General features: G+C 56.6%; 24 protein-coding genes. 10 read left to right on the top strand and 14 right to left on the bottom strand.

Features of this window, described 5'->3' with window-relative positions; translation table 11 throughout:
• Positions 1-132: 132 nt before the first annotated feature.
• The gene (ydgH, locus tag P346_RS18035; RefSeq protein WP_024909331.1) at positions 133-1,077 is read right to left on the bottom strand and encodes a DUF1471 family protein YdgH; all 945 of its coding nucleotides are present in this window, start codon (positions 1,075-1,077) and stop codon (positions 133-135) included.
• A gap of 534 nt (positions 1,078-1,611) precedes the next feature.
• Here ydgH and pntA point away from each other — a divergent pair.
• Both pntA and pntB read left to right on the top strand, forming a co-directional pair.
• Positions 1,612-3,141 carry a Re/Si-specific NAD(P)(+) transhydrogenase subunit alpha gene (gene pntA, locus P346_RS18040; protein WP_032657668.1) on the top strand — a complete coding sequence of 510 codons (1,530 nt, stop codon included), beginning with the start codon at positions 1,612-1,614 and terminating at the stop codon, positions 3,139-3,141.
• Positions 3,142-3,151: 10 nt separating this feature from the next.
• A complete protein-coding gene (pntB, locus tag P346_RS18045; protein WP_024909329.1) occupies positions 3,152-4,540 on the top strand; it encodes a Re/Si-specific NAD(P)(+) transhydrogenase subunit beta in 1,389 nt (462 codons plus the stop codon).
• Positions 4,541-4,662: 122 nt separating this feature from the next.
• Here pntB and uspE read toward each other — a convergent pair whose 3' ends face one another.
• From uspE to P346_RS18080, 7 genes are all read right to left on the bottom strand, one after another.
• A complete protein-coding gene (uspE, locus tag P346_RS18050; protein WP_023335478.1) occupies positions 4,663-5,613 on the bottom strand; it encodes a universal stress protein UspE in 951 nt (316 codons plus the stop codon).
• A gap of 109 nt (positions 5,614-5,722) precedes the next feature.
• Positions 5,723-5,905 (bottom strand): hypothetical protein, encoded by a 183-nt coding sequence (locus P346_RS18055; RefSeq protein ID WP_014883604.1) that lies wholly within the window; start codon positions 5,903-5,905, stop codon positions 5,723-5,725.
• A gap of 146 nt (positions 5,906-6,051) precedes the next feature.
• Positions 6,052-6,804 carry a fumarate/nitrate reduction transcriptional regulator Fnr gene (fnr, locus tag P346_RS18060; RefSeq protein WP_006174991.1) on the bottom strand — a complete coding sequence of 251 codons (753 nt, stop codon included), beginning with the start codon at positions 6,802-6,804 and terminating at the stop codon, positions 6,052-6,054.
• A 183-nt stretch (positions 6,805-6,987) separates the two neighbouring features.
• Positions 6,988-7,503 (bottom strand): methylated-DNA--[protein]-cysteine S-methyltransferase, encoded by a 516-nt coding sequence (gene ogt, locus P346_RS18065; protein ID WP_023311477.1) that lies wholly within the window; start codon positions 7,501-7,503, stop codon positions 6,988-6,990.
• Between the two features lie 10 nt (positions 7,504-7,513).
• A complete protein-coding gene (gene abgT / locus P346_RS18070; RefSeq protein ID WP_032657666.1) occupies positions 7,514-9,040 on the bottom strand; it encodes a p-aminobenzoyl-glutamate transporter in 1,527 nt (508 codons plus the stop codon).
• 41 nt (positions 9,041-9,081) lie between these two features.
• Complete coding sequence (locus P346_RS18075; RefSeq protein WP_032657663.1) at positions 9,082-10,527, bottom strand: M20 family metallopeptidase; 1,446 nt, start codon at positions 10,525-10,527, stop codon at positions 9,082-9,084.
• A complete protein-coding gene (locus P346_RS18080) occupies positions 10,527-11,837 on the bottom strand; it encodes a M20 family metallo-hydrolase (protein ID WP_032657661.1) in 1,311 nt (436 codons plus the stop codon). Before P346_RS18080 ends, P346_RS18075 begins: the two co-directional genes overlap by 1 nt.
• A 175-nt stretch (positions 11,838-12,012) precedes the next feature.
• Here P346_RS18080 and P346_RS18085 point away from each other — a divergent pair, with 175 nt between their 5' ends.
• Both P346_RS18085 and smrA read left to right on the top strand, forming a co-directional pair.
• A complete protein-coding gene (locus tag P346_RS18085) occupies positions 12,013-12,924 on the top strand; it encodes a LysR family transcriptional regulator (RefSeq protein WP_032657659.1) in 912 nt (303 codons plus the stop codon).
• A 354-nt stretch (positions 12,925-13,278) separates the two neighbouring features.
• On the top strand, positions 13,279-13,842 hold the full coding sequence (gene smrA, locus P346_RS18090) for a DNA endonuclease SmrA (RefSeq protein ID WP_032657658.1): 564 nt from the start codon (positions 13,279-13,281) through the stop codon (positions 13,840-13,842).
• Positions 13,843-13,869: 27 nt separating this feature from the next.
• Here the strand turns inward: smrA and tcp are convergent, their stop codons facing one another.
• Positions 13,870-15,531, bottom strand: coding sequence for a methyl-accepting chemotaxis citrate transducer (tcp, locus tag P346_RS18095; protein WP_032657656.1), 1,662 nt, complete (start codon positions 15,529-15,531; stop codon positions 13,870-13,872).
• Between the two features lie 143 nt (positions 15,532-15,674).
• On the opposite strand from tcp, the gene P346_RS18100 reads away from it, so the two are divergent.
• Positions 15,675-16,541, top strand: coding sequence for an aldo/keto reductase family oxidoreductase (locus P346_RS18100; protein ID WP_032657654.1), 867 nt, complete (start codon positions 15,675-15,677; stop codon positions 16,539-16,541).
• A 45-nt stretch (positions 16,542-16,586) separates the two neighbouring features.
• Here the strand turns inward: P346_RS18100 and P346_RS18105 are convergent, their stop codons facing one another.
• A complete protein-coding gene (locus P346_RS18105; RefSeq protein ID WP_032657653.1) occupies positions 16,587-16,787 on the bottom strand; it encodes a hypothetical protein in 201 nt (66 codons plus the stop codon).
• Positions 16,788-17,119: 332 nt separating this feature from the next.
• On the opposite strand from P346_RS18105, the gene umuD reads away from it, so the two are divergent.
• Both umuD and umuC read left to right on the top strand, forming a co-directional pair.
• The gene (umuD, locus tag P346_RS18110; protein WP_032657651.1) at positions 17,120-17,554 is read left to right on the top strand and encodes a translesion error-prone DNA polymerase V autoproteolytic subunit; all 435 of its coding nucleotides are present in this window, start codon (positions 17,120-17,122) and stop codon (positions 17,552-17,554) included.
• Positions 17,538-18,800, top strand: coding sequence for a translesion error-prone DNA polymerase V subunit UmuC (gene umuC / locus P346_RS18115; RefSeq protein WP_032657649.1), 1,263 nt, complete (start codon positions 17,538-17,540; stop codon positions 18,798-18,800). Before umuD ends, umuC begins: the two co-directional genes overlap by 17 nt.
• 12 nt (positions 18,801-18,812) lie before the next feature.
• Here umuC and P346_RS18120 read toward each other — a convergent pair whose 3' ends face one another.
• Together P346_RS18120 and P346_RS18125 are read right to left on the bottom strand one after the other, a co-directional pair.
• A complete protein-coding gene (locus tag P346_RS18120; RefSeq protein WP_032657646.1) occupies positions 18,813-19,082 on the bottom strand; it encodes a hypothetical protein in 270 nt (89 codons plus the stop codon).
• A gap of 82 nt (positions 19,083-19,164) precedes the next feature.
• Positions 19,165-20,052, bottom strand: a complete 888-nt coding sequence (locus P346_RS18125) for a LysR family transcriptional regulator (RefSeq protein ID WP_032657645.1) — start codon at positions 20,050-20,052, stop codon at positions 19,165-19,167.
• Between the two features lie 97 nt (positions 20,053-20,149).
• Here P346_RS18125 and P346_RS18130 point away from each other — a divergent pair, with 97 nt between their 5' ends.
• The gene (locus tag P346_RS18130) at positions 20,150-21,205 is read left to right on the top strand and encodes an SDR family oxidoreductase (RefSeq protein ID WP_032657642.1); all 1,056 of its coding nucleotides are present in this window, start codon (positions 20,150-20,152) and stop codon (positions 21,203-21,205) included.
• A 75-nt stretch (positions 21,206-21,280) separates the two neighbouring features.
• Entirely contained in the window at positions 21,281-21,727 is a 447-nt protein-coding gene (locus P346_RS18135) for a hypothetical protein (RefSeq protein ID WP_032657639.1), read from the top strand.
• Positions 21,728-21,792: 65 nt separating this feature from the next.
• Here the strand turns inward: P346_RS18135 and P346_RS18140 are convergent, their stop codons facing one another.
• On the bottom strand, positions 21,793-22,773 hold the full coding sequence (locus tag P346_RS18140) for an NAD(P)H-dependent flavin oxidoreductase (RefSeq protein ID WP_032657637.1): 981 nt from the start codon (positions 22,771-22,773) through the stop codon (positions 21,793-21,795).
• 135 nt (positions 22,774-22,908) lie between these two features.
• Between P346_RS18140 and P346_RS18145 the strand changes: the two genes are divergently transcribed.
• Complete coding sequence (locus tag P346_RS18145; RefSeq protein ID WP_032658317.1) at positions 22,909-23,793, top strand: LysR family transcriptional regulator; 885 nt, start codon at positions 22,909-22,911, stop codon at positions 23,791-23,793.
• Here P346_RS18145 and P346_RS18150 read toward each other — a convergent pair.
• Positions 23,765-25,219: an aminotransferase-like domain-containing protein gene (locus P346_RS18150; protein WP_032657635.1), complete on the bottom strand. Its 1,455-nt coding sequence runs from the start codon at positions 25,217-25,219 to the stop codon at positions 23,765-23,767. The two genes, P346_RS18145 and P346_RS18150, sit on opposite strands and share 29 nt — an antisense overlap.
• Positions 25,220-25,230 lie beyond the last annotated feature (11 nt).

The following is a 25,230-nucleotide window of genomic DNA, read 5'->3' as shown; positions in this document are numbered from 1 at the left end:
ATAAAAATGGTGGATCACACTAAGGCGCGGGATTTTACGGAGTGTAACGAATGCATGCAATGACGTGAGGCAGAAATTCAAAAAAAGTAACAAAAAAAGGCGGCATTGCGCCGCCTTTCGTAAACGATGTTGTTACTTGTACAGATCGGCGCTGATGGTCACGTTGTTACCACGTTCCTGCCACTGGCGGGTGATGTGGTAGTACTTCGCCCCTTTCTTCGCCGCACGCTTCGCGACCTGGTAAGAGACTTCCGTCATGTTGCCGTAGTTGCCGGTAAACTTGATGCTGTCGAACGGCACCATCTGCGCTGCAGTGGCGTTGTTCAACTCTTCAATTTTGGTACCGTCCGGCAGCGTAACGGAATAACGGCCACCTTTTGTAGACTGCGTTTCGAAGAAACGGCCCACTTCAGCGCTTGGGGCAGCCGTTGTTGCTACGCCTGGAATTTCAACTTTCTTCGCTTCTTCGCCGCCTTTAGCTATCGCCGCGCGACCTGCTTCTGAATTCGCCGGGATGGCATCCGGGCTCTGCAGAACACGTTTTTTCGCATCTTTTTTATAGATGAACGCGGTAATACGCTGGTTGCCACCCTGGTTAGCATCGACCTGACGCACGATGAAGAAAGAGTAGGCCCCTTTCTCTTTCGCGGCTTTGGTGATGGCATCGTTCACTTCAGGCTGGCTGCGATAGAAGCCCTGAACGGTGACGGTGTCGTAAGGTTCCAGCTCAATCGCCTGATCTTTCGGCAGTTCAACAACACCGTTGATCACGCGGTTTTTTGGCGCGTCAGCTTTTGGCGCATTGTCTTTGAACAGCGCAATGGTCACGCGCTGGTTACCGCTGTTGCCGTAATCGGACTGGTCAACGACATAAAACGAGGCCGCCCCGTTTTTATCTGCGGCTTTTGATGCAGCGGCGACGGCGTCGCCAATAGAATTATAACGACCCACAATGACCGTATGGTCAAAAGGTTTTAACGCTGCCGCTTGCTCCGGCGTTAACTCTGTTGCGGCATTCGCAGACAGGGCGGTCGCGGAAAGAAGTGCGGACGCCAGGAGTGTGTTCTTAAGCTTCATAAAAATGATCCTTCGCCTTGCGCAAACCATGTACTGGTATTGTTGTTAATTTGAGACGGTCCCGATTATTGCATTTAAAACCCGTCGCTGTCTGCGCCATTTTTCACTGCCTGTGCTTACTGAATCACCGAATTCGATAACATTTAGTGATATGTTGAAAAAACACGCGTTTGACAAGTAAAACTGATAAAGCATATGACTTTTACAAGTTAATTTAATGTTAACAAGTTGTTCTCTTATGGCGCTATATCATGTTTTTACCGCTTCGCTTGCGCGTTTTATCGGTTCTGGCAGTGAATTTAAGGTAAATATCACTGTCAGTGACGCCGATCGCTTATTTTTCACAGATAAAGTAAGAAATAGTGTTTTCTGGCGGTAGATCGCGGGCGCTATTTTCAGTAGGTTATAGACAGTTTGTTACTGTTTTATTTTCCGGGGTTAATCATCTCTCGTCGCTTGCGCGATGGCGAAAATTGATACAAACCGCGGGCATTATCGATAAACCATCATCAAAAACCGATGGAAGGGAAAACTATGCGTATTGGGGTACCAAAAGAACGGTTAGCCAATGAAACCCGCGTAGCGGCAACACCGAAAACGGTGGAGCAACTGCTTAAGCTGGGTTTTACGGTCGCGGTTGAAAGCGGCGCGGGCAAACTGGCGAGTTTCGATGACGAGGCCTTTATCCAGGCCGGCGCGGAAGTGGTCGACGGTGCTAACGTCTGGCAGTCGCCGGTGATTCTGAAGGTCAACGCACCGGAAGAGAATGAGATTGCGCTGCTGAATCCGGGAACGACCCTGGTGAGCTTCATCTGGCCTGCGCAAAACCCGGAGCTGATGGAGAAGCTGGCGGCCTGCGGCGTGACCGTGATGGCGATGGACTCCGTGCCGCGCATTTCGCGCGCGCAGTCGCTGGATGCCTTAAGCTCCATGGCAAACATTGCCGGCTATCGCGCCATTGTTGAAGCTGCCCACGAATTTGGTCGCTTCTTTACCGGTCAAATCACCGCCGCGGGTAAAGTCCCTCCGGCGAAAGTAATGGTGATTGGCGCGGGCGTGGCGGGCCTTGCCGCAATCGGTGCGGCAAACAGCCTGGGCGCTATCGTACGCGCCTTTGACACCCGTCCTGAAGTAAAGGAACAGGTCCAGAGCATGGGCGCCGAATTCCTTGAGCTGGATTTCAAGGAAGAGGCAGGCAGCGGCGATGGTTACGCGAAGGTGATGTCCGAAGCCTTTATCAAAGCCGAAATGGAACTCTTCGCCGCCCAGGCGAAAGATGTCGACATTATTGTCACTACCGCGCTTATCCCGGGTAAACCGGCGCCGAAGCTGATTACCCGTGAGATGGTTGACTCCATGAAGCCGGGCAGCGTGATTGTCGACCTGGCCGCCCAAAACGGCGGCAACTGTGAATATACCGTTCCAAATCAGGTAACCACGACCGCGAACGGCGTGAAGGTGATCGGCTATACCGATCTGCCGGGCCGTTTGCCAACGCAGTCTTCTCAGCTCTACGGCACTAACCTGGTCAACCTGCTGAAGCTGCTCTGCAAAGAGAAAGACGGCAACGTCACCGTTGATTTCGACGATGTTGTTGTGCGCGGCGTCACGGTGGTCCGTGAAGGTGAAATTACCTGGCCTGCGCCGCCTATTCAGGTTTCTGCTCAGCCTCAGGCGGCAACGAAAGCGGCACCTGAGCCAAAAGAACCCGCCAAACCGGCTTCTCCGTGGCGCAAATACGCGATCATGGCGCTGGTGATTATTCTGTTCGGCTGGCTGGCTGACGTCGCACCAAAAGAGTTCCTCGGCCACTTTACCGTCTTCGCGCTCTCCTGCGTCGTGGGCTACTACGTGGTGTGGAACGTCTCTCATGCGCTGCATACGCCGCTGATGTCGGTAACCAACGCCATTTCCGGGATCATCGTGGTGGGGGCGTTACTGCAGATTGGTCACGGCGGCTGGATCAGCTTCCTGAGCTTCATCGCGGTGCTGATCGCCAGTATCAATATTTTCGGTGGTTTCACCGTGACTCAGCGCATGCTGAAAATGTTTCGTAAAGGCTAAGGGGTAGCATATGTCTGGAGGATTAGTGACAGCCGCATACATTGTTGCTGCAATCCTGTTTATTTTCAGTCTGGCGGGGCTTTCCAAACACGAAACGTCTCAGCAGGGGAATAACTTTGGTATCGCCGGGATGGCGATTGCGCTGATTGCCACCATCTTCGGGCCGGATACCGGCAACGTGGCGTGGATCCTGGTGGCGATGATCATCGGCGGCGCGATTGGTATTCGCCTGGCAAAACGCGTTGAAATGACCGAGATGCCGGAGCTGGTTGCCATTCTGCACAGCTTCGTGGGTCTGGCGGCAGTGCTGGTGGGCTTCAACAGCTACCTGTATCACGAACCGGGCCTGGAACCGATTCTGGTGAACATCCACCTGACGGAAGTGTTCCTCGGTATCTTCATCGGTGCGGTGACTTTCACCGGCTCTATTGTGGCGTTCGGCAAGCTGCGCGGGAAGATCTCCTCTAAACCGCTGATGCTGCCAAACCGTCACAAGCTGAACCTGGCGGCGCTGGTGGTGTCGTTTGTACTGCTGGTGGTCTTCGTGCGTACCGAAAGCGTGGGCCTGCAGGTGCTGGCGTTGCTGGTAATGACCATCATCGCGCTGGCGTTCGGCTGGCACCTGGTGGCGTCCATCGGCGGTGCGGATATGCCGGTAGTTGTCTCGATGCTGAACTCCTACTCCGGTTGGGCGGCAGCGGCGGCAGGCTTTATGCTGAGCAACGACCTGCTGATCGTCACCGGTGCGCTGGTGGGTTCTTCCGGTGCGATCCTGTCTTACATCATGTGTAAGGCGATGAACCGCTCGTTCATCAGCGTTATCGCCGGTGGTTTCGGGACCGACGGGTCTTCTTCCAGTGCGGATGAAGAAGTGGGTGAGCACCGTGAAATTTCTGCGGAAGATACCGCAGACATGCTGAAAAACTCGCATTCCGTGATCATCACCCCGGGCTACGGCATGGCGGTGGCACAGGCGCAGTATCCGGTTGCGGAAATCACCGAGAAGCTGCGCGCGCGGGGCATCAAGGTTCGCTTTGGTATTCACCCGGTGGCAGGGCGACTGCCGGGTCACATGAACGTGCTGCTGGCGGAAGCGAAAGTGCCTTACGACATCGTGCTGGAAATGGATGAGATCAACGATGATTTCGCCGACACCGACACCGTGCTGGTCATTGGCGCCAACGATACCGTTAACCCTGCGGCGCAGGACGATCCGGGTAGCCCAATCGCCGGTATGCCTGTTCTGGAAGTGTGGAAGGCGCAGAACGTGATTGTGTTTAAACGCTCCATGAATACCGGCTATGCCGGGGTTCAGAACCCGCTGTTCTTCAAAGAGAACACCCACATGCTGTTTGGCGATGCCAAAGCCAGCGTGGATGCGATTCTGAAATCACTCTGACAGGGTAAAGCCCGGTGGCGCAAGCTTACCGGGCCTACCAAACCCGTAGGCCGGGTAAGGCGAAGCCGCCACCCGGCAAAAAAAACCGCCGGTTCCCCGACGGTTTTTTTTCATCTTACTGGTTAATCGTCTTCCGGATCGTCCAGCTCAACCGGCGTCTGGTACTCATCCGGCTTAATGACCAGCAGGTCGCAGCGCAGATGGTCGATCACCTGTTCGGCGGTATTGCCGAGGAACGCGGCAGAAATACCGGTTCGGCCAATGGTGCCCAGCACCACAATCCCCGCCTGCAGGTGTTCCGCCAGGTCCGGGATCACCTCTTCAGGCAGCCCTTTTTCCACGTGGGTCATTTTCTCATCGATGCTGAATTTCTGACGCAGCGCTTTCATGGCCAGCAGATGCTGACCGCGGATCGCGTCGTTGTACACGCTCGGGTCAAATTCAGGCAGCTCAATGGCAATGTTAATCGGAGTGACCGGATAGGCGCCAACCAGATGCACTTCGGTATGATTCACCTGATCGGCAAGCTGGATGGTCTCCTTCACCAGCTTCTCGTTCAGCGAATTGTGGTAATCCTCTTCGCTTGCAAGGTTTACCGCCACAACGGCTTTACCGCCCTCAGGCCACGGCTGGTCTTTCACCATCCAGACCGGGCAAGGGCATTTGCGCAGCAGGTGCCAGTCGGTCGGGGTGAAAATCACGGATTCCAGCTTGTCGTGCTGGTGTGCCATCTTCAGCAGCAGATCGTGCCCACCGGCGACAATTTCCTGGATGATGGCTTCGAAAGGTCGGTTATGCCAGACCACTTTAATATCAATGGGCACGCCCGCTTCCAGGTAATACTTCGCCTGTTCACGGATCCACGCGGTACGCTGGCTGATGACGCCCTGACGCATAGCGGTGCGCTCGTCAGGCGACAGAAGGGTGGTCATCTCATACGAGAAGTCATAGATCGGCAAAAACGCTTTGATTTTGCCACCAATCCGTTGATGCAAATACACAGCACGTCGTAATGCCGGCTGATCGTCCTGATTCGGATCGATAGCTACCAGCATGTTTTGATACTTGGCCATACAGGTCTCCTTACTACTGTCACCACAGTCTGTAATTAAAAGAGTAACCTATATATCCTGAATGAAACAGAGGGGAGGTTTTGCCAGATCAATAATTCATGAAAATTTATCAGAGGAAAAGTACCGTCGTCGTCACCGCGATAAACGCAATAAACAGCAGCACCATCACCGCTATCGCAAAGGTCGTGGAGTCCTGGACGTAGGTTTTTTCTTCCCCCTTCATCGGGCCGACAAGCATGATCCAGATGAAGATAAAGGTCACAGAGGCAATCACGACTGAAACGAAAAACAAACTTTCTCTCAATTCATAACCTCAACGAGAACCTTTCGGGCGCTGTGTGGGGACGTGCTGCGGTGAAAATATCTTGAAACGGAAGTGATTATACCAGACCAATAAATCACAAGAATTTATCAGTCTGGTCATCAACATGCGGAGAGTTACGCCACGTTGCGGGCGTGCCCGGCAAGAACGGCAAGCGCTTCACCGTTTTCGATAGTGATGTATTTACCCTTAACGGCCAGCATCCCGCTTTTCTGGAAACGGCCCAGCAGACGGCTGATGGTTTCCACGGTCAGACCAAGGTAGTTACCGATATCGCCGCGCGTCATCGTCAGACGGAATTCACGCGGCGAGAAGCCACGCTCGGCGAAACGGCGGGAGAGGTTGTAGATAAACGCGGCCAGGCGCTCTTCTGCGTTCTTTTTAGAAAGCAGCAGAATCATGTCCTGATCGCCTTTGATCTCACCGCTCATCAGACGCATCATCTGCTGACGCAGGTTAGGCATCTTACCGGACAGATCGTCCAGGGTTTCAAACGGGATTTCGCAAACCATTGAGGTTTCGAGCGCCTGAGCAAAGCTCGGGTGATGGCCCGTGCCGATGGCATCAAAGCCCACCAGGTCACCCGCCAGATGGAAGCCGGTGATCTGCTCATCACCCTGTTCGGTGATGGTATAGCTTTTGATGGTGCCAGAACGGATAGCATAGAGCGATTTCAGTTCGTCTCCCGCTTTAAACAGCGTCTGCCCTTTCTGAATAGGCTTTTTGCGCTCGATGATATTATCAAGCTGATCGAGTTCATGCTCATTCAGGGTAAACGGGATACAGAGCTGGCTGATGCTGCAATCCTGGCAATGGATAGCACAACCGCCAGACTGAATGCGTCGTATAATTCGCTTTTCCGGGATCATAGGTTTGCTCAAGCCTTAATTGATATTGGTCAATTTTAACATCTTTTTGGTAAGTACGTAAGCCTGACAAACCCTCAATAAGGACAAGAGACGGCAACGTGTCGCCATCTTCTTGAAATTCCACAGCTTGATTATGGATTTTTAGCCTAACCGGAAGAAAATTAAGCACAAAAAGCCTGGAAGCTAGAGCAGGAGATACCCTTCGTGACGCAGCAACCACTCTTTGCGCTGCACGCCGCCGGCATAGCCCGTCATGGTGCCGTTGCGGCCAATGACGCGATGGCACGGCACCACGATGCTGACCGGGTTAGAGCCGTTAGCGGCACCCACCGCGCGTGCGGCGCCTGCGCGGCCTAGCTGCTCCGCGAGCTGGCCGTAATGCATGACCTGCCCACAGGGAATGGACCGCAGCGCCTGCCACACTTCGCGCTGAAAAGGCGTGCCTGCCGTGGCGGTCGGCAGAGTATCAATGATGCTGAGATCGCCTTCGAAGTAGGCCGCAAGCTTGTCGCTCAGCCCGCCCGGGTTGGTGGCGCGGATACGTTCATACCCCTGCGAGCGGTAGTGAACATGGAGCAGTTCTTCCATGCGGTCGCTGTGCTCTTCCCATTCGACGGCGCGCAGGCAGAACTGCTCGTCCGCGATCACCCACAGCGGCCCGAGCGGCGTCGCAATCTTATCTTCGAGTAATCTCAGCATCCTCATTCCTTTAGTTCAGCCTCGGGTATATCCCCGGCCCAATCGGCAGGCCGACAAGATACCATGCGACCAGCATCACCAGCCATACCCCTAAAAAGATAAGCGGGTAGGGTAAAACCAGCGAATAGTAGGTACCCAGTTTGGCCTCGGGTTTATAGCGCTGCAGGAAGCCTAAGAACAGCGGAACAAACGGCGAAACCGGCGCCAGCGGAATCACCGAGGAGTCCGCGATGCGGAAAAGGATCTGGGCAAACGCCGGGTGGAACCCCAGCATCATAAACATCGGCACGAAGATCGGGGCCAGAATCGACCAGATGGCAGACCCGCTGGCGATAAACATGCACAGCAGGGATGACAGCAGCGCCAGACCGACAAACGCCGGTACGCCGCTTAATCCGGCCGCCTCTAGCGCGTCGGTCAGGCCCACGGCCATAAACTTGCCCATGTTGCTCCAGTTAAACATCGCCACAAACTGCGCCAGCGGGAACACCATCACGATAAAGCCCGCCATCTCCTTCATCGGCTCGATCATCAGCTGCGGCAGATCGCCCTGACGGCGGATTTTGCCGGTCGCGATACCGTAGGCGAGCGAAACGACAAAGAAGAAGAGGATAATCAGCGGCACGATGCCCTGAATAAACGGTGACGGCAGGACGGTATGTTTAACCGGATCGCGCAATATGCCGTTTTCCGGCACCACCATCAGCGCCACCAGCGCGATAAAGGCCAGCGAGACCACGCCAGCCACGCGCAGGCCGAAGCGCTGCTCTTTGCTCAGGGTGTCCAGCTTTTCATCGCTACGGCCTTCCCATTTACCCAGGCGCGGCTCGATGATCTTGTCGGTAATCAGCCCGCCGACAATCGTCAGGACAATCACCGAGCTTGCCATAAAGTACCAGTTGTCGATCACGCTGACGTGCATTGCCGCATCGATGGTCTTCGCCGCCTCGGTGCTGATGCCCGAGAGCAGCACGTCGGTGGTGACGATCAGCAGGTTGGCGGTGAATCCACAGCCCACGCCCGCAATCGCCGACAGCAGGCCCGCCACGGGATGACGCCCGACGGCGAGGAAAATCAGCGCCCCCATCGGCGGCATGATCACCAGCGCGGCGTCGGAGGAGATATGGCTGAAGAAGGCGATAAACAGCACCATATAGCTGGCGTAACGCGCGCTGACGTGGGAAGCCATCTTCACCATTAGTGCAGGCAGCAAGCCCACGCGTTCCGCCAGCCCGGCGCCCAGCACCAGTGCCAGAATGGCGCCCAGCGGGGCGAAGCCGCTGAAGTTCTTAATCACGTTGGGTAAAAACCAGTGCAGCCCGTCAACGCTGAGCAGGTTCTTTACCGCCACCAGGCTGCCGTCAGCCGGGCTACGCACGCTCACGTCAAAGGCGGATAGCACGGCGGTGGCGACCATCAAAATCACAATCAGATAGATAAACAGCAGGAAAGGGTGCGGCACTTTATTGCCGATCCTTTCAACCCAGCCATAGAGCTTACCGGATGGGGAATGCGAAGGTATGGATGACATACTCATGGGCGTTCCTCGGGAGTGTTGTGTTGTTGTGTTGTGTTTTTTTATTTTAAAGGTGACGGTGTCACGCCCTGTGGGATCGGACACGCGTACGGTTTTTCTTGTAATTGTTGTTCGAACTCTTCACGGCATTTTTTCAGCAGCGCTGCGTCCTGCAGCAGGTTGAGCGCGGTTGCCCCCATCACTTTTCCGGCCAGCAGCATGCCTTTATGGGCAATGGAGGTACGCCCCTGCGCCACCAGCTGCCAGGTGTGCAGCGGCGTGCCGACGGTAAAGCAGGGGCTAAAGCACTGGGCGACCGGCATTTTCCAGCTGACGTCGCCCACGTCGGTTGAACCCGCCAGCACGTTGTCGGTGATGGCATAGGGCGCGACTTCATCCACCAGCAGCGTCTCCTGATGACGACGGGCAAAGGCTTTACCCGCGTCACCCCCCGTTGCGGCAATATTTTTCAGGCTGTTTTGCAGATCGTTGGGCGTCAGGGTGGCGCGGATCTCGCGGGCGAAGGCGCGTTCTTCGGCGGTCCATTCTGGCGTACCGTAGTGCTGCAGGGCGCGATACATCGCCGCCTCGAGCGTGCGGTTCGGCAGGTAGCTGGAGCAGGCTTTATCAAAGCGACACTCGACGGTGGTTTCGGTCATCATCGCCGCGCCCTGGGCGATTTTCTCGATGCGTTCGTAGATCTGCTGCGCATCGGCCATCTCCGGGGCGCGGATCAGGTACAGCACCTCAGCCTGCGCCTGCACCACGTTGGGTGAAATCCCGCCGGTATCGGTAATGGCATAATGGACGCGCGCTTTCTCAATGATGTGTTCGTTGAGGAAGTTGGTGCCGGTGGTCATCAGCGTCACGGCGTCGAGCGCGCTGCGTCCCAGATGGGGGGAGTTGGCCGCGTGTGCCGCCACGCCGTGAAAACGCCAGGCAGCCTGAATATTCGCCAGGGTGCTGACGTTAAACATCCCGGCGAAGGCTTCCGGGTGCCAGGTGACGGCGGCATCGACGTCATCAAACAGGCCTTCGCGCACCATAAAGGTTTTCCCGGAGCCACCTTCCTCGCCGGGACAGCCATAAAAACGCACCGTTCCGCTGCCGCCGTGCTGCTCCAGCCAGCTTTTCACCGCCACCGCGCCCGCCAGCGCCGCGGTGCCTAAGAGGTTATGCCCGCAGCCGTGGCCGTTGGCTCCCGGCGTGGCGGATTGCGCCGTTGCGCAGTGCGCCTGCTGGCTTAACCCGGCCAGCGCGTCGTATTCACCCAGCAGGGCAATGACCGGTTTCCCGCTGCCGAAGCTGGCGACAAAGGCGTTGGGGATGCCGCCAGCCTCGCGCGTCAGCGTGAATCCTTCTGACTCTAGCTCGCTGGCGAGCCGTTCGGCGGACCAGAACTCTTCAAAGCGGGTTTCAGGACGATCCCAGATCGCGTCGGCAATATCGGTTAACGTCCGACATCGCGTGTCGATCGCATCGGCAATAAAAGCGTAGTTCTCCTGCATTACACACCTCGCGTCCACGGGAAATTGAGCGCAGTTCGCGCCAGCGTTTCAATGGCGATGGTCATGACCTGCTCATCGAAGTCGAATTTTTCGTTGTGATGTCCGGCGCTCAAATCCGTGCCGAACACCATATAGGACGCCATGCCGCCGTTCTCCTGCACGCGGGTCATCATCAGCGTGGCGTCTTCGGAGCCCGCTGGCGCCTTCACCTTATCGATGGCGTGAACAACCCCGGAAACCTGGCTCGCCTGTTCGCGCAGATAATCCACCCACGCCGGCGTCGGCGCGCTGGAGGTCGCGGCACCCATCAGGCGCATCTCGGCGCTCACGCCGTAGAGTGTCGCTGCGCCGGTAATAACCGCCTGCGCGCGTTCAAAGACGTACTGATTAATCGCTTCGGTTTCGCCGCGGGTTTCAACCTTTATCAGGGCATTCGCGGGCACCACGTTGCGTCCGCTGCCCGCCTGCATCACCCCGACGTTCACCCGGGAGGCGCCGTCGCTGTGCGGGGCGATGCTGTGCAGGGCGAGGGCGGCCTGCGCGGCGGCGAGCAGGGCGTTACGTCCGTCCTCCGGCTTACCGCCCGCGTGTGCGGCAACGCCGGTAAAATTCACGTCGAACTTGGTGGTGGCCATAAAGTTATCGCTGCCGCAAATCACCGTTCCGGCAGGGACGCCGGTACCAATATGGATGGCCGTGAAATAGTCCACGCCGTCCAGCGCCCCGGCGGCAACCATGGCGCGCGCGCCGCGGGTACCTTCTTCGGCAGGCTGGAAGATCAGCTTGAGGATGCCGTTGAGCTGCGCTTCATTCTGCTTAAGCACCCGCGCCAGTCCCAGACCAATCGTGGTGTGGCCGTCGTGCGCGCAGGCATGCATCATCCCTGCGTTGCAGGAGGCAAAACCGTCGCGAAACGGGCGATGGCTTTCATCAAGCGCTTCGCTTAAGTCAAGAGCATCCATGTCGACGCGAAACGCCAGCGTCGGTCCGGGACGCCCGGTATTGAGGGTCGCCACAATGCCGGTAAACCCGCCCTCAAACGGCGCCAGCCATTTCTCAGGCGCGCCCTGCGCCCGCGCGCGGGCAAACTCTTGCGCCAGGGTAGCGGCATCGGGCAACCCCATCCGGCTTTCGGCATCCACCACGTCGCGACCCATCGCCAGTTCGTAACCCAGCGAGTCGAGGATTTCCGCGACTTTCGCGGCGGTACGAAACTCTACCCAGCCGGATTCCGCAAAATGGTGAAAATCACGACGCCATGCGCTCAGCTGCGGGGATAACGTCTGGATGTACTGCGCCAGTGTGTCCATATCTGTTCCTGTCATCATTAAAATATGTGAACTGCTTCACGCTGTGATAGTTTTTACTTATCACTAACCGATTTTTCACAGTTTTAACCGTTCAGGAATTACCCTCGCACATCCCTTTCCATTAAAGTAGATGACAGTTTCTTTACTCTGATAAACAACGGTTATCGGTCGGGCTATGACATTCCAGATTAAATTCCATCAAATCCGGGCGTTTGTTGAGGTTGCGCGTCAGGGCAGCATTCGCGGTGCCAGCAGGACGCTGAATCTTTCCCAGCCGGCGCTGACCAAATCCATCAAAGAGCTGGAGGAGGGCATGGCGGCGCAGCTTTTCGTGCGCAGGAGTAAGGGCGTCGCGTTGACCGAATGCGGCGAGGGCTTTTACCAGCGCGCCAGGTTGATTCTGGAAGAGCTGCGTGCGGCGCAGGATGACATCCGTCAGCGGCAGGGTGAGCTGGCCGGACAGATCAACATCGGAATGGGGGCCAGCGTTTCACGCACGCTGATGCCCGCCGTTATCACCCGCTTTCATGCGCAGCATCCGCAGGTCAAGGTGCGGATTATGGAAGGGCAGCTGGTGTCGATGATCAATGAATTACGCCAGGGCGAACTGGACTTCACCATCAACACCTATTATCAGGGACCTTACGACCAGGAATTTACGTTTGAAAAGCTCTTCGAAAAACCGTTTGCGGTATTTTGTCGGGAAGGTCACCCGGCAATGGGAGCAAAGTCAATTAATGAACTTCTGCATTATAACTGGACAATGCCGACGCCGCGTGGAAGTTATTATAAGCAATTAGAAGAGGTATTTAGCGATCGTTCACAAATACCGCGAATTGGTGTGGTTTGCGAAACATTTTCTTCCTGTATTAGCCTGGTCGCGCAAAGTGATTTTTTAAGCATATTGCCGCAGGAGCTAGGCTGTGACCCGCTGCTGGCGCACCGTCTGGTTATGCTGCCGGTTGTCGAATCGCTTCCTAAAGCGGCCTATTATTTAATTCAGCGCCGTGATTCACGTCAGACGCCCCTGGCGGAATCATTAATTACGCAATTCAGAAGGGAAGCGAGAAAATTAATCGGCGCGTGAAATGCCTGTTAAAAAAACAGGATCTGCCCGACATCAGACAGACCCTATAGTACACACAGCAGTGCGTCCTTTCGCCAATCCTGGGTATTATTTCCATGGGGCAGGTATATTTAGGTATAACACTTTTCCCGAAAAATGAAAGGCGGGCGAGTGATTGATTTCACGAAATTTTAACATAAATCACGTATTTTACCTTTGCTGAAATTTTAGTTAAGTCTGATTTAAATCTATTTAATAATTACTATATATATTCATCAGGTTAATATTATTGCCGCGCATCGCCCTGTAACGGTGATTGAGGCCGGTCTCTGGCGCAGGTATAGTACAATCCTCAGATGTAGCCGGAGGATGTCCATGAACCCTGACGACAAATCATTTTTTCTTGACGCCATGGAAGATGTCCAGCCCCTGAAGCGCTGCGCGGATATTCACTGGCAGCCCAGCCGCAATACGCGGGCGCGCGAGGAGGTGGATAGCGAACAGCTGGATAACTTCCTGACGCTGGATTTTCTTGACGTGCTTCCCCTGGAGGAACCGCTGGCGTTCCAGCGCGAAGGGGTACAGCAGGGCGTTATTGATAAGCTGCGCTCGGGTAAATACGCCCGCCAGGCCAGCTTAAACCTCCTGCGTCAGCCCGCCGAACGCTGCCGTCAGATGCTCTATTCTTTTATTCGCCAGGCCGGACGCGACGGGTTACGCAATCTGATTATCATTCACGGGAAAGGGCGTGAGCAAAACTCGCATCCCAATGTGGTGCGCAGCTATCTGGCGCGCTGGTTAACCGAGTTTGAGGAAGTGCAGGCCTTCTGCGTGGCGCTGCCGCATCACGGCGGCAGCGGGGCATGCTATGTTTCACTGCGAAAATCGGATGAGGCAAAACAGGAAAACTGGGAGCGGCACGCCAAGCGCAGCCGCTAGCGGGCGATCTCCTCGCCCGCCGGTGACTCAGAACGTTTCCCAGTTGCTGTCGGTAGAGGCGGTAGTCGTCGCCGGGCGCAGCAGCTGTGGCGTTTTTAGACTGGCCGGGCGCGGGGCGACCGCTTTTTCTTTGCCGTTCAGGCGAAACGCCGCTACCGCCTGGCGCAGCTGCTCGGACTGATCTTCCAGTGCCGCAGCCGCCGTGGCGGACTCCTGCACCAGCGCGGCGTTTTGCTGCGTCACGCTGTCCATCTGCGAAACGGCCAGTCTCACCTGCTCAATACCGCGGCTCTGCTCGTCAGAGGCTGATGAAATCTCACCCATGATATCGGTCACGCGGGTGACGGCGGCGACAATTTCCTTCATGGTGGTGCCAGCCTCGCTGACCTGCTCAGAACCGGTATTCACCCGGCTGACGGAGTTCTCGATAAGCCCTTTGATCTCTTTTGCCGCCTGCGCGCTGCGGCTCGCCAGCGTACGGACTTCGCCTGCAACAACCGCAAAACCACGGCCCTGTTCCCCGGCGCGCGCCGCTTCCACCGCTGCGTTAAGCGCCAGAATGTTGGTCTGGAACGCGATGCTGTCAATCACGCCGGTAATATGCGCAATTTGCTGCGAACTGTCGGCGATTTCGTTCATGGTGCGAACCACGTTATCCACGACGTGACCGCCGCGCGCGGCCGTTTCAGAGGCGTTTTTCGCCAGCAGCGTGGCCTGACGGGCGTTATCGGAGTTCTGTTTAACCGTCGCGGTCAGCTCTTCCATGCTGGCGGCGGTCTCTTCCAGCGAGGCGGCCTGCTGCTCGGTGCGGGCGGAAAGATCGTTGCTTCCTGCGGCAATTTCGCCTGCGCCGGTGTAGATGGAATCCGTACTTCCCCGTACGGCGCTGACGGTAGTTACTAGCGACTGCTGCATCTCATGCAGGCCGGCGGCCAGCTGCCCCATCTCGTTGCGACCAGAGATGGCGATATCCTGCGTCAGGTCGCCCCCTGCAATGGCGCGAATATGGTTCATAATGGAGTGGAGGGGTTTTAACAGCAGGTGCTGTAAACCCTGCCAGATGACCACCAGAACCGCGATAACGGCCAGCAGAATAGCCGCCAGCGTCCACTGCATCTGCGTGAAGCTGCTCTGGTTCTCTTCGGTTGCGGCCTTCAGCAGGGTGTTGTTTTCGGCGCGCCAGCGGTTATAGACCGCTTCCATCTCGTCCTGCGCCTGCTGCGCGTCCAGATCGCCATAGGCCTGGTAGTTGTCGGCACGCAGATACTCAATCGATAAGCGCATCACTTCGTGCATCTGGTTCCAGGATTTTTGCATCTCGTCGGTTAATGCTGCCTCCTGGCCGTTAACCTGCGGCAGCGTCTGCCACTCTTTGTTATAGGCTTCGGCTTTTGCCAGCGAGTCGGCTGCGGTGCCAAGCAGTTTATTGATCGCCGCAAGGGAAGCCGGGTCGCGCTGGTTTTTCAGGTAGCGGATCGCCACGCGGGTGACGGTAACGCGCGTTTTCACCAGCGTGTTCACGCTGTCGCTCAGGCTTTCCTGCTGGGCATTGAGCACGCCGGAATTCTGGAAGTTATGGCGATCGTTGCTGACGGCAGAGTAGAACAACCCTCCCGTGACAACTTGCAGCAGACAGAATATGGTGAGGGCAAAGATAATACCGGTAATCACGTGCAGGTTTTTCAGCATAGCGGTCGTCCGTTAGAGAAGATGCAGGGTTACTTCATTACTATCGTCGTAGAGAATTTAAACTTTAATTAACTCGCGCTTAACTAAAGGTTCTTTGAGGGAACCTGTTGTAAATCCGGATCATTTTTATGAGGAAGGTTAACATGAGCAGCATTGATAAAAGCGGGACGTACGCGCTCGGGACGCGGACGGTTAAACGACTGGGCTACGGTGCGATGCAGCTCGCCGGGCCGGGCGTCTTTGGTCCACCGAAGGATAAGCAGGCCGCGCTGGACGTGCTGCGCGAAGCGGTGGCGGCGGGGGTGAACCACATTGATACCAGTGATTTTTATGGTCCTCATGTCACTAACCAGCTGATCCGCGAGGCGCTTCACCCTTACCGGGACGATCTGACGCTCGTCACCAAGATTGGTGCCCGCCGCAACGATAAAGGCGCCTGGCTGCCGGCCTTTTCCGCGCAGGAACTGACTCAGGCGGTGCATGACAACCTGCGTAATCTGCAGCTGGACGTGCTGGACGTGGTGAATCTGCGGATCATGTTTAGTGCACACGGGCCGGCGGAAGGGTCGATTGCTGAACCGCTCTCCACCCTGGCCGAATTACAGCAGCAGGGTCTGGTGCGTCATATTGGCCTGAGCAACGTTACGGCCACCCAGGTTGCGGAAGCGCAGAAGATGGTGCCGGTGGTGTGCGTGCAGAACATGTACAACATTGTGAACCGGGGTGACGACGCGCTGGTGGATCTGCTGGCGCAGCAGGGGATCGCGTATGTGCCGTTCTTCCCATTGGGAGGCTTTACGCCTCTGCAATCTTCCGGGCTGCAGGCCGTCGCGGATTCACTGGGCGCAACGCCAATGCAGGTAGCGCTGGCATGGCTGCTGCAGCGTTCCCCGAATATTCTGCTGATCCCTGGCACCTCTTCCGTGGCGCATCTGCGGCAAAACCTCGCGGCAGCGGATCTGCAGTTACCGCCTGAAGCACTGGAAACGCTGAATTCGCTGATGGATTAAAGGTAACACGCGCAAAGCCTGAAGGGTGCTTCCGGCTTTGCGCGCTTAGGGTCCTGTCTGACTTTTCTGTCTGTGGAGCGCTAACGCTTCCGCCACTATCTCTTGCTTACTCTTACGCGTCTCAAAGGCGGTGGTTCTGATGTACTCCATCAGGTCGGGATCGATGCGGGCGCTCAACATCCTGAGATCGGCCTCTTTTGCCAGACCGCGTGCAACACGCTTGTCTGGATAGTCACGGGCTGGCATTGAAAATATTCTCCAGTAAGTCTTGTTAATTCGTGCTGTAAAATATGCTTTTATCTGGCTTTAAAGTCAATATGCAGTGATTGAAAAGTGATTTGATTTTTATATCAGTCATCGTGAAGTTATTTGTTATATGACTTTTACATGACTTATATTGGCGCGTCTCTTAACGCCTTCCAGGGGAGAACCGTAGGGCAGGTTATCGGCGGGCAACGTTGCTAAATTAAAACCGCTCAAACTTCAACGCGTTTGGGTTCGCCTCCGGAAATGACCTTGATCCTTGTCCATAATCCGTAATACTGTATTTATATACAGTATCTGGCGAGAAAGGCATTATGGACACTCTCTTTTCTTATCAATCAAAACAAGTCATTGAATTACCTTTATTTTTAGAACGTGTTGCCTGTGGGTTTCCCAGCCCGGCGCAGGATTATGTGGAGGATCGTCTCGATCTTAACCGGCTGGCAGTAAGGCACCCCAGTGCGACCTATTTTATCAAGGTGAGTGGAGACTCCATGATTGGGGCGGGGATCGGCGACGGCGATCTGCTGGTGGTCGATCGTTCGTTAAATGCCGAACATGGGGATATCGTCGTGGCGTCGGTCGCCGGTGAGTTTACGGTGAAAGAGCTACAGACTCGTCCGGCTCTGAGACTTCTGCCGCATAATGCCCGCTATCAGCCGATTACCTTTCATTCCGAAGAGGAGCTGCAGATCTTCGGCGTCGTCACCCACACGCTCAAAACGCATAAACATGTTCGCGCTGGTTGATGTGAATAGCTTCTATGCCTCCTGCGAGCGGGTATTCCGCCCCGATCTGGAGGGGAAACCCATCGTGGTGGTGTCCAATAACGACGGCTGCATCATTTCACTGTCGCGGGAGGCAAAGCAGTTCGGCATAAAAATGGGTGAGCCGTATTTTAAATTCAAAGAAAAGCTATATCCGTCAAAAGTTTACGTCTTTAGCTCGAACTATGCGCTGTATGCCGATCTCAGCAGTCGGGTAATGCAGACGCTGACCGATCTCGCCCCGGCAATAGAGATCTACTCCATCGATGAGGCGTTCGTGAACGTTTCAGGGGTCAGCCACTACCTGTCGCTGGAAGCGTTCGGTCACCAGATGCGCACAGAGGTCTTAAAAAATACGGGCTTAACCGTCGGCGTCGGTATTGCCCCGACCAAAACGCTGGCTAAGCTGGCCAACTATGCGGCGAAACGCTGGACCAGCACGGGCGGCGTGGTCGATCTCTCAGGCCGCGAGCGGCAGCGTAAGCTGCTGGAAAAGGTTCCGGTAGAGGAGGTGTGGGGAGTAGGGCGGCGCATCACGAAAAAGCTCAACGCTATGGGCATCACCACGGCGCTGGAGCTGGCGGAAGCGTCGTCCTGGGTCATTCGCAAACATTTCAACGTGGTACTGGAGCGGACGGCCCGCGAGCTTCGCGATGAGCCCTGTCTTGATCTGGAAGAGTTCACCCCCACGAAGCAGCAAATCATCTGTAGCCGTTCGTTTGGACACCGTATTACGCAGTATGAGGAGATGCACCAGGCCATTTGCGCCTACGCGGAACGCGCTGCGGAAAAACTGCGCGGCGAGCATCAATACTGTCGTTTTATCAGCGTGTTTGTGCGCACCAGCCCGCACGCGGACAACGAAATTTATTACGGCAATCAGGCTTCTGTCACCCTGATGACGCCCACTAATGACTCGCGGGATATCATCCGCGCCGCCACGGAGGCGCTGGGGCGTATATGGCTCGACGGATATCGCTATATGAAAGCCGGGGTCATGCTGGCGGACTTTTTCAGCAGCGGCGTCGCCCAGCTTAACTTGTTTGACGATAATCGTCTGCGCGCCAACAGCGCGGCGCTGATGGAGATGATGGACAGCGTAAATCATTCCGGCAAAGGGAAGATTTGGTTCGCCGGGCAGGGTATTGAGAAATCGTGGGCGATGAAGCGTGAGATGCTGTCACCGGCCTATACGACGCGGTACGCCGATTTGCCGGTGGCGAAGTAGAAGATGGCTGCGTTATTTCTTTTGCACCAACCAGGTTGCCGCAGCCGCCAACGCGCCGATCAGCGGCATTTCGCCCGCACCGGCCAGGAAGTTATGGCGATCGATCTCATTATTTTTACGGATATCCGCAAGGCGGGTAAGCGCCTCTTTTTCATCCGCAGCGCCGATCTCCTCAAACTGTTTTTCAAACCCCTGAGCGATGAGCTGAGCGGCCGCATCGGTGTTTGCACTCTCAATCGCAATGAGGTTCGGGCCTTTTTGGAAAAAACGGTACTCCGGCATACGTGCTCCAGAAAGAGGGGATACGGTAAAAACACTCTATTCCTTGCGGTTAAAAAATGCACGTGATTTACGGCGGAAACAATCAGTTTTTCTTTATTATTTCAGGCAGTAATTGCTCAATCACGCTGACGACCTTTCTGACGCGCTGCGGAATAAAGCGGGCGTCAGGATAAACGGCATAGAGGAAGCGATCGGGTAACCGCCAGTCGGGCAGCACCGGTACCAGCGTGCCCGCCTGCAGCGCCCTGGCCACGAGCGGTCGCTGCATGCCGCCGATACCGATGCCGGACTCCAGCGCCTGCAGCAGCGCGTCGCTGGTGTTGGCACGGAAAACGGTATTCACGTTGACCTCGACCGTTTCCTCGTCAGCAATCAGGCGCAGTGGGGCATCCAGCGGAATACCACTGAACCGTACGTGTGGCAGCGTGGTCAGTTCGCTGACGGCATGTACCGCCTGAAAGCCGGGAGCGGCAAACAGCGCGGCTTCAATTCGCGCCAGCACGCGAGCCGCGTGCGCCTGCGGAGGCTCACTGCCCAGCCGTATCGCAACATCCACGCCCTCCGTCACCAGATCGGCAAGGCGGTCATCCAGGGAAATCATCAGCTGCAGTTCGGGATGCAGGTGCTGTAGCGCCAGCAGATGCGGCAAAACGATCTGCCCCAGGCCGCTCGGTAGCTGGACGTGGACGCGTCCCTGAATGCTATGGTCAACAGGATGCAGACGCCTCTCCGCTTCCCCCATTGCGTCCAGCACAAGCTGCATATCACGCCGGTAACGTTCACCCTGTTCGGTCAGCTTCATCGTACGCGTCGTACGGTGCAGCAGCACCACGCCAAGCTCATCCTCAAGTGCCGCGATCTGTTGACTGACGGCGGACTGCTTAATGCCGGTCTGACGGGCGGCCGCCGAAAACGAGCCCGCTTCAGCGACGCGTAGAAAGGTAGAAATGGCAGTGAGCTTATTATTCATTTAATGATTCTGCTTATAAGTGCCATCGGTTTCAGGGGATATCTCCAGAAAAAATAATATATCACACTGCGTCTGTCACCCTTTCCGGAGAAACACCATGAATAAGATGCAGCAACACAACGTCGCCCTGGTCGCGGGCGCCAGTGGCATTGTCGGCAGACAGCTGGTCAACACGCTTCTGCACCATCAGTGGGAGGTGATCGGCCTCAGTCGCCACGCGGTAACCCATCCGGACGGCATTCCCGTGGTGAACGTCGATTTACTGGATGCGCAGGATACCGCACGGGCGCTGCACGCCCTGAACGGTGTCACCCACATCTTTTACAGCGCCTGGGCGAACGCGGCGAACTGGACGGATATGGTTGAGCCGAACGTCACCATGCTGCGTAATCTGGTCAGCACCCTCGAAAAAACGGCGCCTTTGCAGACGGTAAGCCTGATGCAGGGATACAAAGTCTATGGTGCGCATCTGGGGCCGTTTAAAACGCCGGCGCGGGAAAGCGATCCCGGCGTGCCGGGCGCCGAGTTTAACGCCGCACAGCTCACGTGGCTCAGCCAGTTTCAGCGGGGGAAAGGCTGGCACTGGAATGCCATCAGGCCGGGCGTGGTGGGAAGTGCGGTACCGGGTAATGCCATGAACCTTGCGCTGAGCATCGCCCTGTACGCCTCCCTGTGCAAGGCGCTGGGGCTACCGCTGCGTTTCCCCGGTTCGGAACAGGCCTGGCACAGCATCGTTGACCATACCGACGCCGGGCTGCTGGCCGAGGCCACGGTGTGGGCCGCCGCGTCACCTGCGGCACAGAATCAGGCGTTCAACGTGAACAATGGCGATATCTGGCGCTGGAGCGAGCTGTGGCCGCGCATCGCACGCTGGTTTGAACTGGACTCTGCGCCGCCGGTGAGGCTGTCATTTCATCAGCTGTTTAACGACTATCGCGGCGTATGGCGCGAGCTTGCCGAAGAGGGGCTGGCGGAAGCGGATATTTTGCAGCTGAGCGACGGGCATTTTGCCGATTTTGTCTTTAGCTGGGATTACGACATGTTTGGTGACGGGAGCAAACTCCGGCGGTCGGGCTTCACGCAAATGCAGGCGACCGATGAGATGTTTTTCAGCCTGTTCGCGCAGATGAGAGCCGCGCGGATTATTCCCTGATCGTAAGGGTTGTTGTCATAAACGATCGGCGCGTTATACTCACGCGCTGAGAATAATAGATGGTGGGGCAGGGATATGCACGAGAATCTAAAAATGATATCAGTCGCGCTGCCCCTGATTGCGCTTTTCATCCTGTCAGGATTTTTTGTCAGACGCATTCGCCAGGCAAAACGCATCATTACAGACCGCAACGGGATGAAAAAGATATCTGCCAACCCGTCGATATTTGGCGGGAATGCAGGTAAAACCTGGTTTTATGATGACCAGTTTTTATATGAAGTTAAAAACAACGTCACCCGTAAGATTGCGCTGGCTAATATTATTAAGATCGGGCCGGGAAATACCGAGATAAACAGCAGACGGGTCTGGATTGTTATTTACCGTGACGGTGCTAATGAAAAGCAGGTGCAGTTTTATAACAATCTCACCCTCTGGAATCATAATTTCACGGCTTTTCTGGCAGCGATAAAAAGAGCCAATCCTGACGCTGTTGTTAAAGAACGCTTAATCCTCAATGTGTGAAAAGGGCCGCAGACGGTTTGCGGACGCCGCTCCTGGGCAGCGTCCACAGCATCAGGGTTAAGGGCTTACTCAACCGTTAACGCATTCACAACCTCGGCCACGCTTTTCACGCTGCGGATGTTCCCAATTCCCGTGCCGAGCGCGATATAGCCCTCATCGGTATTATCTTCCAGCATGCCAAGACGCAGGCCCCGTAATCCCCCCATCGCCTTGCCCAGCGCTTCGTTGCTTGCGCCTGCTTTATCCATCGACGCCAGTTTTTCCGCCAGCTTGCCGGGAAGAGAGCGGTAGTAATGGGGCACGGTGCGGAAAAGCAGCAAGTCGAGGCCGTTGGCGGCAACAATTTTCTCTTTGACGCTCTGCGGCACGCGGCTTTCTTCCGTGCTGATAAACACTGAACCGGCAAACACGCCTTCCGCGCCCAATGCATGCGCCGCTCTGGCGGTGCGATTATCGGTAATTCCGCCCGCGGCCATCACCGGGACGTGCTTCACGGCATCGGCAATCAGCGGCACGATGGAAAAGGTGCCAAGCGCCGTTGCGGGTAACGTTCCGCCCTCATCAAAACCGGTGGCGACGATAATATCAGCCCCCATTTCTTCTGCGAGGCGGGTGTTCTCAGGCGTTGGGTTGATGTCCCGGTAGATAATGGCGATCCCCGCCTCTTTTAACTCGCTGAACAGGGCGGGAATAATGCTGCCTTCCCCATAGCCCGTATACACCACGGCCCTGACGCCTTCGTCTTTCACCACCTGAAGAATAGGCCCTGTCCAGACGTCATTAACGGCCGTAGGGATCAGGTTCACGCCAAACGGTTTTTCGGTCAGCCGTTTGGTTTTACGAATCTCCTCGCGCATTTTTTCGGCGGTCTCTTCCGGCGTGGAGACCGCTGTGTCGGCGGTTAAACCGGCATTGGGCCCCAGCACGCCGAGCCCTCCGGCATTGCTGACCGCAGCGACCAGGCGGGCATCCGTGAGCCAGGATAACGGCCCCTGAATAACAGGTTTTTCGATGCCCAGGATCTGACAAATACGGTTATTTTTCATAGCAGACTCTTCCTTACGTTTGAATGGGGAAGAGTGTAGGGCGCAGAATTGTTAGGAAAAATAGCCAAAAAGATTCATCACTGTTATAAAATTAATAACAATCATTTTATCCTGCTCGCGGCAAAAGCGTCCCTTATGCAAATAAACCTCTTTGAAGCTATTCGAATTTTTATTGAAATTGTCGAGTCAGGCAGTCTTACCCAGGCGGCGGAGAATCTGCAGGTCCATCGTCCGGCGGTCACCAAAGCGTTACAGCTTCTGGAGCAGCACAGCGGCACGCGGCTACTGCAGCGCACAACGCGTCGGATTAGCCTGACGCCGGATGGGGAAGCATTTTACCGCCGGAGTAAACCCCTGCTGGCGCAGGCGGACGAATTACTGGAGTCGTTTGGTACGGACCGGGCAATACACGGCCAGCTGCGTGTGGATATGCCGGTCTCTTTTGCCACGCTGCGGGTGATACCCAATCTGCCTGATTTTTATCGTCAGCATCCTGAGATCGACATCATTCTGAGCAGCTCTGACCGCCGTCGGGATATGCTGCGGGATGGCCTGGACTGCGTGCTGCGGGTGGGAGAGCTGGAGGACGGCGAGTATATCGCGCGTAAAATCGGGAACATCAAAATCACGACCTGCGCCAGCCCGGCCTGGCTGGCACAACACGGTACGCCAGAAACGCCGGATGATTTACGCAAACATCAGGCCATCAACTGGATTAATAACCGCAGCCGACAAATTCATCCGTGGACGTTTACCACGCCAGAAGGCATCGCGGAGATTACCCTGCCCGGTAAGCTTGTCGTGGATAACTCCGAGGCCTACATCGCGGCAGGCCTGGCCGGGCTGGGGTTAATGCAGGGGATGAATCTCTTTCTCCAGCCTTACATTGACCGCGGCCTTCTGGTTGAAGTCCTGCCGGACTATCGTTCGCCGGACCGCAAGCTGTCACTGCTCTATCCACACCGTCACCTCTCCCGCAAGGTGCGGGTCTTTACCGAGTGGCTGGAGAGTCTGGTGTGAAAGCAGCCAGCTCGTGACACAGCGCGCCAATCTGCTCCACGGCGTTCAGCAGGCGGGGCGTGGGTTCGTTTGCACAGTTCAGCCGCAGAAAGTGCGTTAACTCCGCGGCCGGAGAAAACAGGGGGCCAGGGCTGACGCCAATGCCCAGCGCCAGCGCGCGACGGTGCACCTCCAGCGCGTTGACCCGCTGAGGCAGTTCTACCCACAGCAGGAAACCGGCTGCGGGTACGTTAACGCGCGTACCGGGTGGAAAGCTCGCCTTGACCTGCGCCACGACGGCGTGAACGCCCTCTGCAATCCGGCGCTTCAGCCGCCGCAGATGGCGATCGTAGTCCCCGCTCGCCAGAACCTCGCTCGTCGCCGCTTCCAGCAGCGGGGCGCCAGCCCAGTCTCCGGCCATGCGGGCCTGTAAGACCTGCGGGGAGTAGCGTCCGGCGGCGATCCAGCCGATTCGCCATCCGGGCGCAAGCGTTTTAGACAGGGAGCTGCAGTAAATCACATTCCCGCTCTGGTCGAACGCCTTGCAGGCCGGAGGACGTTGCCCCTCGCCGACCAGGTCACCGTAAACATCGTCCTCAATCAAAGGAATTCCCGCCTCTTCAAGCAGGGCAACCAGTTCCTGCTTGCGCGCGACGGGCATGCTGGCACCCAGCGGGTTTTGCACGGTGGGCGAGGCCAGAACGGCCGCGGGGCGGTGGCAGCGAATGGCGTCCGCCAGCGGTTCCAGCAGCAGGCCTTCCACAGGGTCGGTGGGGATAGCTAAAGCCTTAAGGCCTAAATCCTCCAGCAGCAGAAGCGTACCAAAATAGGCTGGCTGCTCAATCGCCACGACGTCACCCGGCTGGCACACGGCCCGAAGGGCCAGGCGCAGCGCCTGCGTCGCGCCTGCGGTAATAATGAGATCGTCCGCGCCGAACCGGGCTCCCCACTGGGCAGAGCTCGCGGCAATCTTACTGCGCAAATCCCGCCTTCCCGGGGGCAGGCTGTAGCTTTGTCCATGCGCGTCCAGACGACGGCCCGCAGAGTGCAACGCCCGCTGCAGGGCATCTCCCGGCAGCCACGCGGGATCGGGCAGGGCGGCGCCCAGCGGGATCAGCCGGGCTTCTGCACTGCTGAACAGCGACCGGGCCACGGCGGACATGGTGACGGGGACCGGGCCCGGCGTGGAGCGAGCGGGCTCCGCACGCGGAGGCTGGCTGGTCTGGCGGATGTAATAGCCTGAACGCGGGCGCGCAACGATCAGCCCTTCAGCCTCGAGGCAGCGAAGGGCCTCCAGCGCCGTCGGAAGGCTAACGCGCTCGCGTTCGGCCAGTTTGCGCGCGGAGATCATCCTGTCACCGGCGCGCAGCGCGCCGGACGTAATGGTAAGACGCAGCATATCCGCAATACGGCGATAGTGGGGAGAGGGCTGGGACGGGGCAGACATGGGTAACTGTT

The organism is Enterobacter sp. DC1 (assembly GCF_000568075.1).
Classification (GTDB): domain Bacteria; phylum Pseudomonadota; class Gammaproteobacteria; order Enterobacterales; family Enterobacteriaceae; genus Enterobacter; species Enterobacter asburiae.
Note: the sequence above shows the minus strand (reverse complement) of the source record. Positions and strands in the feature narration are given on the sequence as shown.

Excerpts from the sequence above, each read along its gene's own strand:
- tcp (WP_032657656.1), bottom strand. The coding sequence starts at position 15,531 with ATGCTGAAAAACCTGCACGTGATTACCGGTATTATCTTTGCCCTCACC.
- pntB (WP_024909329.1), top strand. The coding sequence starts at position 3,152 with ATGTCTGGAGGATTAGTGACAGCCGCATACATTGTTGCTGCAATCCTG.
- P346_RS18150 (WP_032657635.1), bottom strand. The coding sequence starts at position 25,219 with ATGTCTGCCCCGTCCCAGCCCTCTCCCCACTATCGCCGTATTGCGGAT.
- P346_RS18100 (WP_032657654.1), top strand. The coding sequence starts at position 15,675 with ATGAGCAGCATTGATAAAAGCGGGACGTACGCGCTCGGGACGCGGACG.
- smrA (WP_032657658.1), top strand. The coding sequence starts at position 13,279 with ATGAACCCTGACGACAAATCATTTTTTCTTGACGCCATGGAAGATGTC.
- P346_RS18080 (WP_032657661.1), bottom strand. The coding sequence starts at position 11,837 with ATGGACACACTGGCGCAGTACATCCAGACGTTATCCCCGCAGCTGAGC.
- P346_RS18140 (WP_032657637.1), bottom strand. The coding sequence starts at position 22,773 with ATGAAAAATAACCGTATTTGTCAGATCCTGGGCATCGAAAAACCTGTT.
- ogt (WP_023311477.1), bottom strand. The coding sequence starts at position 7,503 with ATGCTGAGATTACTCGAAGATAAGATTGCGACGCCGCTCGGGCCGCTG.
- P346_RS18120 (WP_032657646.1), bottom strand. The coding sequence starts at position 19,082 with ATGCCGGAGTACCGTTTTTTCCAAAAAGGCCCGAACCTCATTGCGATT.
- P346_RS18085 (WP_032657659.1), top strand. The coding sequence starts at position 12,013 with ATGACATTCCAGATTAAATTCCATCAAATCCGGGCGTTTGTTGAGGTT.
- P346_RS18130 (WP_032657642.1), top strand. The coding sequence starts at position 20,150 with ATGAATAAGATGCAGCAACACAACGTCGCCCTGGTCGCGGGCGCCAGT.
- fnr (WP_006174991.1), bottom strand. The coding sequence starts at position 6,804 with ATGATCCCGGAAAAGCGAATTATACGACGCATTCAGTCTGGCGGTTGT.
- uspE (WP_023335478.1), bottom strand. The coding sequence starts at position 5,613 with ATGGCCAAGTATCAAAACATGCTGGTAGCTATCGATCCGAATCAGGAC.
- P346_RS18145 (WP_032658317.1), top strand. The coding sequence starts at position 22,909 with ATGCAAATAAACCTCTTTGAAGCTATTCGAATTTTTATTGAAATTGTC.
- ydgH (WP_024909331.1), bottom strand. The coding sequence starts at position 1,077 with ATGAAGCTTAAGAACACACTCCTGGCGTCCGCACTTCTTTCCGCGACC.
- umuC (WP_032657649.1), top strand. The coding sequence starts at position 17,538 with ATGTTCGCGCTGGTTGATGTGAATAGCTTCTATGCCTCCTGCGAGCGG.
- P346_RS18135 (WP_032657639.1), top strand. The coding sequence starts at position 21,281 with ATGCACGAGAATCTAAAAATGATATCAGTCGCGCTGCCCCTGATTGCG.
- abgT (WP_032657666.1), bottom strand. The coding sequence starts at position 9,040 with ATGAGTATGTCATCCATACCTTCGCATTCCCCATCCGGTAAGCTCTAT.
- P346_RS18075 (WP_032657663.1), bottom strand. The coding sequence starts at position 10,527 with ATGCAGGAGAACTACGCTTTTATTGCCGATGCGATCGACACGCGATGT.
- pntA (WP_032657668.1), top strand. The coding sequence starts at position 1,612 with ATGCGTATTGGGGTACCAAAAGAACGGTTAGCCAATGAAACCCGCGTA.
- P346_RS18125 (WP_032657645.1), bottom strand. The coding sequence starts at position 20,052 with ATGAATAATAAGCTCACTGCCATTTCTACCTTTCTACGCGTCGCTGAA.
- P346_RS18105 (WP_032657653.1), bottom strand. The coding sequence starts at position 16,787 with ATGCCAGCCCGTGACTATCCAGACAAGCGTGTTGCACGCGGTCTGGCA.
- umuD (WP_032657651.1), top strand. The coding sequence starts at position 17,120 with ATGGACACTCTCTTTTCTTATCAATCAAAACAAGTCATTGAATTACCT.